The 1,130-nt window shown below is 41.9% G+C and carries 1 protein-coding gene; it reads left to right on the forward strand.

From position 1 onward, the window contains the following. Positions 1–1,130, forward strand: a 1,130-nt coding sequence (locus tag GQR47_RS20205; protein ID WP_165724409.1) for a copper resistance system multicopper oxidase, incomplete at both ends; no start/stop codon positions are given.

Consider the following 1,130-nt stretch of genomic DNA (forward strand, 5'->3'; position numbering starts at 1 on the left):
ATCAGCTTTAAAGGCATTATGCCGGGCGAAACCTTTGTTTATAAATTTAAACTGCAACAAAGCGGTACATATTGGTATCACTCACATAGTGGCTTTCAAGAAATGACAGGCATGTACGGTGCATTAATTATTGAACCGCGAGAAAACGATATTATTAGTGCAGATAACGAGCATGTTATTCAATTATCTGATTGGACTGATGATGACCCTATGGCTCTGTTCCGTAAATTAAAAGTACAGAGTGATGTATTTAACTTCAATCAACCCACTGTTCCAGAGTTTTTCGATGACGTTTCAAGCAGCAGTATTTCAAATGCTCTACAGCGCCGAAAAATGTGGAATCAGATGCGAATGAACCCTACAGACTTAGCTGATTTATCTGCATCAGCAATGACTTTTTTAATGAACGGTAGTACTCCAATGGCAAACTGGCGTGGATTATTTAAAGTCGGTGAAAAGCTTAGGTTAAGGTTTATTAATGGCTCTAGTAATAGCTTTTTTGACGTGCGTATCCCCGAGCTAAAACTGACGGTTGTACAAGCAGATGGGCAAAACGTTGAACCTGTGACAGTTGATGAATTTAGATTCGGCCCTGGTGAAACCTACGACGTAATTGTTGAGCCTAAAAATGATGCCTATACGATTTTTGCTCAAAGTATGGATCGCTCTGGTTACGCAAAAGGAACTTTATCAAGCTCGCCTAATATTGATGCGCCAGTACCTGCACTTGACCCTGTTGAGTGGTTAACGATGACCGATATGATGGGCAATATGACCCACGGCGGTGAGCATTCTGCAATGGCTGGTATGGCTGGCATGTCAGGTATGAACTCTAAAGAAATGGATCATAGCGCTATGGGTCACGGTGCAATGGCGATGGATCATAGCAAACATGGTATGTCTGAAAATCCATTAGCGGTTGCCAGCTCTAAAGTGCGTCATGCAAAAACGGAGTATGGAGCTTCAGTTGATATGCGCGTTGATATGCCTAGAACAAATCTTGATGATCCTGGTATTGGTTTACGTAAAAATGGTCGCCGAGTTTTAACACTTGCAGATTTACACTCACTTGAAGGGATCACTAACCAGCAAGAGCCAGAAGCTGAAATTGAGCTGCATTTAACCGGAAA

Source organism: Pseudoalteromonas sp. Z1A2 (genome assembly GCF_011378755.1).
Lineage (GTDB): Bacteria > Pseudomonadota > Gammaproteobacteria > Enterobacterales > Alteromonadaceae > Pseudoalteromonas > Pseudoalteromonas distincta.